Annotated in this window: 7 protein-coding genes; 6 read left to right on the top strand and 1 reads right to left on the bottom strand. The window is 63.0% G+C overall.

The annotated features are described in order from the left end of the window. The first annotated feature begins 129 nt into the window (after positions 1-129). The 3 genes from EOA36_RS27830 (at position 130) to EOA36_RS27820 (ending at position 1,942) form a co-directional block, all read left to right on the top strand. A complete protein-coding gene (locus EOA36_RS27830; protein WP_127280280.1) occupies positions 130-411 on the top strand; it encodes a type II toxin-antitoxin system ParD family antitoxin in 282 nt (93 codons plus the stop codon). Then, positions 408-692: a type II toxin-antitoxin system RelE/ParE family toxin gene (locus EOA36_RS27825; RefSeq protein WP_127280279.1), complete on the top strand. Its 285-nt coding sequence runs from the start codon at positions 408-410 to the stop codon at positions 690-692. Before EOA36_RS27830 ends, EOA36_RS27825 begins: the two co-directional genes overlap by 4 nt. 188 nt (positions 693-880) lie before the next feature. Next, on the top strand, positions 881-1,942 hold the full coding sequence (locus EOA36_RS27820) for a YeiH family protein (protein WP_127280278.1): 1,062 nt from the start codon (positions 881-883) through the stop codon (positions 1,940-1,942). A 190-nt stretch (positions 1,943-2,132) separates the two neighbouring features. On the opposite strand, the gene EOA36_RS27815 is transcribed toward EOA36_RS27820, so the two are convergent. Continuing rightward, on the bottom strand, positions 2,133-2,630 hold the full coding sequence (locus EOA36_RS27815; RefSeq protein WP_127280277.1) for a GAF domain-containing protein: 498 nt from the start codon (positions 2,628-2,630) through the stop codon (positions 2,133-2,135). 323 nt (positions 2,631-2,953) lie between these two features. Between EOA36_RS27815 and EOA36_RS27810 the strand changes: the two genes are divergently transcribed. The 3 genes from EOA36_RS27810 (at position 2,954) to EOA36_RS27800 (ending at position 4,766) form a co-directional block, all read left to right on the top strand. After that, positions 2,954-3,208 (top strand): hypothetical protein, encoded by a 255-nt coding sequence (locus EOA36_RS27810; protein WP_127280276.1) that lies wholly within the window; start codon positions 2,954-2,956, stop codon positions 3,206-3,208. Beyond that, entirely contained in the window at positions 3,205-3,471 is a 267-nt protein-coding gene (locus EOA36_RS27805; protein WP_127280275.1) for a DUF1488 domain-containing protein, read from the top strand. Before EOA36_RS27810 ends, EOA36_RS27805 begins: the two co-directional genes overlap by 4 nt. Positions 3,472-3,722: 251 nt before the next feature. Then, a complete protein-coding gene (locus EOA36_RS27800) occupies positions 3,723-4,766 on the top strand; it encodes a LacI family DNA-binding transcriptional regulator (RefSeq protein ID WP_127280274.1) in 1,044 nt (347 codons plus the stop codon). The last annotated feature ends 89 nt before the right edge of the window (positions 4,767-4,855 follow it).

The raw sequence follows: 4,855 nt of genomic DNA, 5'->3' as shown, positions 1-4,855 counted from the left end.
GGATCAGGAACGTCTGGTCGGTGATCGACAAGGCGGCGATCGAGGCACAGCTTTGATGTCATGCGCCACCTGGCCTCCTTGCGGCCGGTGGTAAACTTGCCTACTTTGCCCAGGTAGGAGAACCCGCCGATGGCGAATGTCGAGAAAGTGAGCGTTGCCCTCACGCCCGAAATGGCAACCATGATGCGCGAGGTCGTTGCGGCGGGCGAATACGCTTCGGCGAGCGAAGTCATGCGCGAGGCCTTGCGCGAGTGGAAGTTTCGTCGGATGCAACGCGACCAAGCCATCGACGAGCTAGGCCGGCTTTGGGACGAAGGCATGGCAAGCGGCGATCCGGTCGACGGCCGCGATGCCTTCGCCCGGATCAAAGGCAAGCTTGATGCGAGGATTGCCGAGCGCACATCGCGATGACGCTACGCCTTCGACCGGAGGCCGAAGCTGATATCGAAGCCATCGCGCTTTATATAGCCGAGGACAGTCCTGCGGCGGCGTTGCGTTGGTATGACGAAATCCATGCCCATTGCGAACGCATCGCCGACATGCCGGGCATGGGCATTGCCCGGCCGGAAGTGCGACCGGGCTTGCGCACGTTCCCTGCGGGAAACTACTTGATCCTCTATCGCCAAACGGACGACGGTGCGGAGATCGTGCGTGTCATTCATGGCGCACGGCGGTGGCAGGACTTGTTGTAGCCCGACGGATTGCGTTCTCGCAGCTCGGTGCGATGCATCGCCAAGCCATAAGCAATGCGCCCACGCGTCCTTGAGACCGTTTGGACGGCCAATCGTTCGTAAAAATAGATCATTCCAACCAAAATAATTCGTTGGAAAGATCGATTATGAAATGGCATTTCCCCGGGATACCCGCCTGGAGAATTGCATTGTCTTCCCTGACCCGCATCGCGAACGATATTCCGAAAAGCAGGATTTCCGCCGATCTGGCGCGGGGCCGCAAGCGCCTCGATTCCCTGTGGAACGGCATCATCCCCGGGATCGTGCTGGTGTCGATGATCACGGCCGTCGCCTTCTCCGCCCGCAATGTCTCCGGCTTCGCCTTGTTCAGCCCGATGATCCTGGCCGTCGTGGCCGGCATGGTCTATTCCAATGTGCTCGGCACGCCGGCGCACGCCAGGGCCGGCATCGCCTTCTCGCAAAAGCGCCTGCTGCGCTTCGCCATCGTGCTGCTCGGCTTCCAGTTGACGCTCGGCCAGGTGGTTTCGATAGGCGCCAGCGGCGTCGGCATCGTGGCGGCGACCCTTGGCGCCACCTTCCTCTTCACCATCACGCTCGGCCGGCTGATCGGCGTCGATGCCAAGCTGGCGCAGCTGATCGCCGCCGGCACTTCGATCTGCGGCGCCTCGGCGATCGTGGCCACCAACATCGTCACCGACGCGCGCGATGAGGACGTCACCTATGCCGTCGCCTCGATCACCTTGTTCGGCACAGTCGCCATGCTCGGCTTCCCGCTGCTGGCGCCGCTGCTTGGCCTCGACCAGCACGCTTTTGGCCTGTGGGCGGGCGCCTCGATCCATGAGGTGGCGCAGGTCATCGGCGCCGGTTTCCAGAACGGCACCCAATCCGGCGAGATCGCCACCGTGGCCAAGCTGACGCGCGTCGCCATGCTGGCGCCGATGGTCATCGCGCTCGGCCTGATGGCACGCCGCAAGAGCGGCGACCCCTCGGCGGCGCGCCCGCCCATGCCGTGGTTCGTCGCCGCCTTCGTCGCCGTCGTGGCGCTGAACAGCCTTGTGGCGGTACCGGCCGAAGTGAAGCAGGCGATAGTGCTTGCCACCACCATCATGCTGACCATGGGGCTCGCCGCCATGGGCCTGCAGGCCGACATTTCGCAGCTTCGCTCGCGCGGCCTGCGCCCGCTGGCGCTCGCCTTCTGCGCCTTCCTGTTCATCGGCGGCTTCAGCCTGATGCTGGTGAAGCTGGCCTGATCCGCCTGTCCCTGCGCGTGAAGGCATAGGGGCACACGGCATCTGTCAAAACAAGGGCTTAGAGCAATTCCAGGAAAAGTGCGTAGCGGTTTTCCCGGGAGAAGCGCCTAGCGCTTCCCCTGGGTCAGAGATTCTATCAAACTCTGAACCGCTCCAGGAGGCCTTGTCTGAATCTGATTGTGAGCCGGATTCAATCCTCGAACGAACTCGCCGCGACATAGATTGCCGCCAGCGCCTCGATGCCGGCCTGGTCGGCACTGTCGAAACGGCCGGGCGTCGGGCTGTCGAGATCGAGCACGCCGAAGACACCCTCCTCGTCTTCCAGCAGCACCACCAGTTCGGAGCGCGAGTCGGCGTCGCAGGCGATGTGGCCGGGGAAATCATGCACGTCCTTGATCAGCATCGAAGTGCCGAGCTCGACCGCCGTTCCGCACACGCCCTTGCCGACAGTGAGGCGCACGCAGGCCGGCTTGCCCTGGAAGGGGCCGAGCACCAGTTCCTCGTCCGATGCCAGGAAGTAGAAGCCGGCCCAGTTGAGGTCGGGCACCATCTGGAAGATCAGCGCCGAGGTGTTGGCGGCGTTGGCGATGGAATCGCCCTCGCCCTCCAGCAATGCCTTCAATTGCTTGGCGAGGTCGCGGTAGAATTCGGCCTTGTTGGAGGCGTCGATGGCCTTGGCGGCAAACATGGCTTGTCTCCGTATACAGAATCGCGGTTCCGTTTTCCGCAAACGCCCCCAATCGACCACCGGACCATCCTAGGCAATTTCAGGAAGGTGCGAAACGGATTTCCGTTCGAAATAGCGTCCGTTGGCACCTCGGCCCAACCTACATTTCCCGGAGGCAAGGATAATCTTGGCCGCGGGAAAATATTCAAAAGTATTATTTCAGCGCTCGCTTTCTCGGCGCCGGCAAAGCGCCAAATAATTCGAAAGATTGAATTTTTCCTGCCGAGCGCCTATTTATCGGACAAGTTCGTTTTCACGATTTCAGCATGAAGGAGATTTGTTCGATGGCCGATGGCAATCAGACTCTGATGGAAAAAGCCCAAGCCCGCTTTGTCGACAAGCAGAAGAAGACGGCGGAGCACAACAAGGCGACCGCTGAATACATGTCCGAGGCGCGTGCCAGGGAGATCAAGACGAAACGGCTGAGGGAGTTGCGGCTGGCCAAGGAAGAAGCCGACCGCGTGGCCGAAGCTCTGAACCCGACGCCGAAGGCGAAACGGGTGGCCAAGAAGGCCGCCGCAACGGGGGTCAAGACATGAGCCTGACCTTCCCCAACCGCAGCCGCAGCTATGACGTGGCCGGTCAACGCATCCGCTTCGTCGGCCATGACGGCATGCTGCAGATTTCCTTCTCCGTGGCCGCCGATGCCATGACCAGGATGCAGCCCGACACCACCGCCGACGAGGCCGGCTATCTTGCCGCCTTCGACAGGTCGAGTTCCACGATCCACGACGTCGCCGCCAAGGCCTACAGCCGCACCCACAAGAGCTTGTATGTGCTGACATCGGATGATTTCCGCTGAGAAGCTGCCGAAGCGGTCTTGAGTCCATGAATGCGCACGGCGACCTGTGAACCCGGCACCGATTGGCCGCGCCCCCGCGAAATCCGATCGCGCCAGCGACTGCAATTTTTCTCTTGAACAGGTCTTTGATGTGCCCTAGCTTGAGTTGAGAAAAGGTTTTTCCAAACAGTCCCGATCAGGCTCGGCCATTGGCCGGGCCTTATTCCGGCCGATAAGGGAAAACCTTTTCCCAGCTAAGGATTCTTGCCGCGATGGCATCGGACGATCAGCCAATTCCGGTCTTTCCCAAGCCCGTCACCTTGCGTGACGTGGCCGCCCGGGCCGGCGTCAGCGTCGCCACCGCGTCGAAGGCGCTCAACGGCCAGGGGCGCATGACGGCCGAGACCCGCGAGCGCATCCGCGAGACGGCGCGCAGCCTGGGATTTCGTCCCAACAGCCTGGCGCAGAGCCTGCTGAGGCGGCGCTCCTTCACCGTCGGCCTGCTTACCAACGATACCTATGGCCGTTTCTCGCTGCCGCTGATGTCGGGCATATCGGACGCCCTGGTCGATGCCGGCGTTTCGGTGTTCCTGTGCAATGTCGAGGAGGATCCGCGCCTCGGCCAGCTCCATGTCGAGGCCATGCTCGACAAGCGCGTCGACGGCATCATCGCCACCGGCAAGCGCATCGACCGCCATTTGCCGGTCGACCTGTCCAACCTGCGCGTCCCGGTGATCTATGCCTTCACCCAGCCCGATCCCGACGCTGTCGCCTTCGTCTCCGACGATGGCGGCGGGGCGCGGCTGGCGATCGAGCATTTCCGCCGGCTCGGCCGCAAGCGCATCGCCCATGTCACCGGTCCGGCGAGCTTTGCCGTGGTGCACGAACGGGCTCAGGCTTACCGCGCCGTCTTGACGGAAAACGGCCTGCCGGTGATCGAGCCGCTGCTCGGCGCCTGGTCTGAAGCCTGGGGACATGACGCCGTGGCAAAACTGTTCGATGGCAGCGGCGAAAAACCGGACGCTGTCTTCTGCGGCAACGACCAGATCGCGCGCGGCGTCATCGATGCTCTGCGCGAACGCGGCCTCGGCGTGCCCAATGATGTCGGCGTCATCGGCTTCGACAATTGGGAGATCGTGGCCGAGGCGCCCCGCCCGCCGCTGACCTCGGTCGACATGAACCTGGCCGCCCTCGGCCGCGAGGCCGGGCTGACCCTGCTTTCCCTGGTCGGCGGCAAATCCGCCGCGCCAGGCATCAGAAAACTGCCGTGCCGGCTGGTGGTGCGTCAGTCCTGCGGCCGTCCGGCGGACGGCTGAACAAAGCGCCACGCGATCGGCGCCAAGCCGCGGACAGCGGCCAGGGCCAGTTTGGCAATCAGGTTCCTCATGTTCTCCTCCTCCAGGGT

This window comes from Mesorhizobium sp. M8A.F.Ca.ET.021.01.1.1, from assembly GCF_003998025.1.
Classification (GTDB): domain Bacteria; phylum Pseudomonadota; class Alphaproteobacteria; order Rhizobiales; family Rhizobiaceae; genus Mesorhizobium.
The sequence above is the reverse complement of the archived record's forward strand: the minus strand, read 5'-3'. Positions and strand labels throughout refer to the sequence as shown.

What these genes read in the sequence shown, in the direction of transcription:
- EOA36_RS27830 (WP_127280280.1), top strand. Translation starts at nt 130, where the DNA reads ATGGCGAATGTCGAGAAAGTGAGCGTTGCCCTCACGCCCGAAATGGCA.
- EOA36_RS27825 (WP_127280279.1), top strand. Translation starts at nt 408, where the DNA reads ATGACGCTACGCCTTCGACCGGAGGCCGAAGCTGATATCGAAGCCATC.
- EOA36_RS27815 (WP_127280277.1), bottom strand. Translation starts at nt 2,630, where the DNA reads ATGTTTGCCGCCAAGGCCATCGACGCCTCCAACAAGGCCGAATTCTAC.
- EOA36_RS27810 (WP_127280276.1), top strand. Translation starts at nt 2,954, where the DNA reads ATGGCCGATGGCAATCAGACTCTGATGGAAAAAGCCCAAGCCCGCTTT.
- EOA36_RS27805 (WP_127280275.1), top strand. Translation starts at nt 3,205, where the DNA reads ATGAGCCTGACCTTCCCCAACCGCAGCCGCAGCTATGACGTGGCCGGT.
- EOA36_RS27800 (WP_127280274.1), top strand. Translation starts at nt 3,723, where the DNA reads ATGGCATCGGACGATCAGCCAATTCCGGTCTTTCCCAAGCCCGTCACC.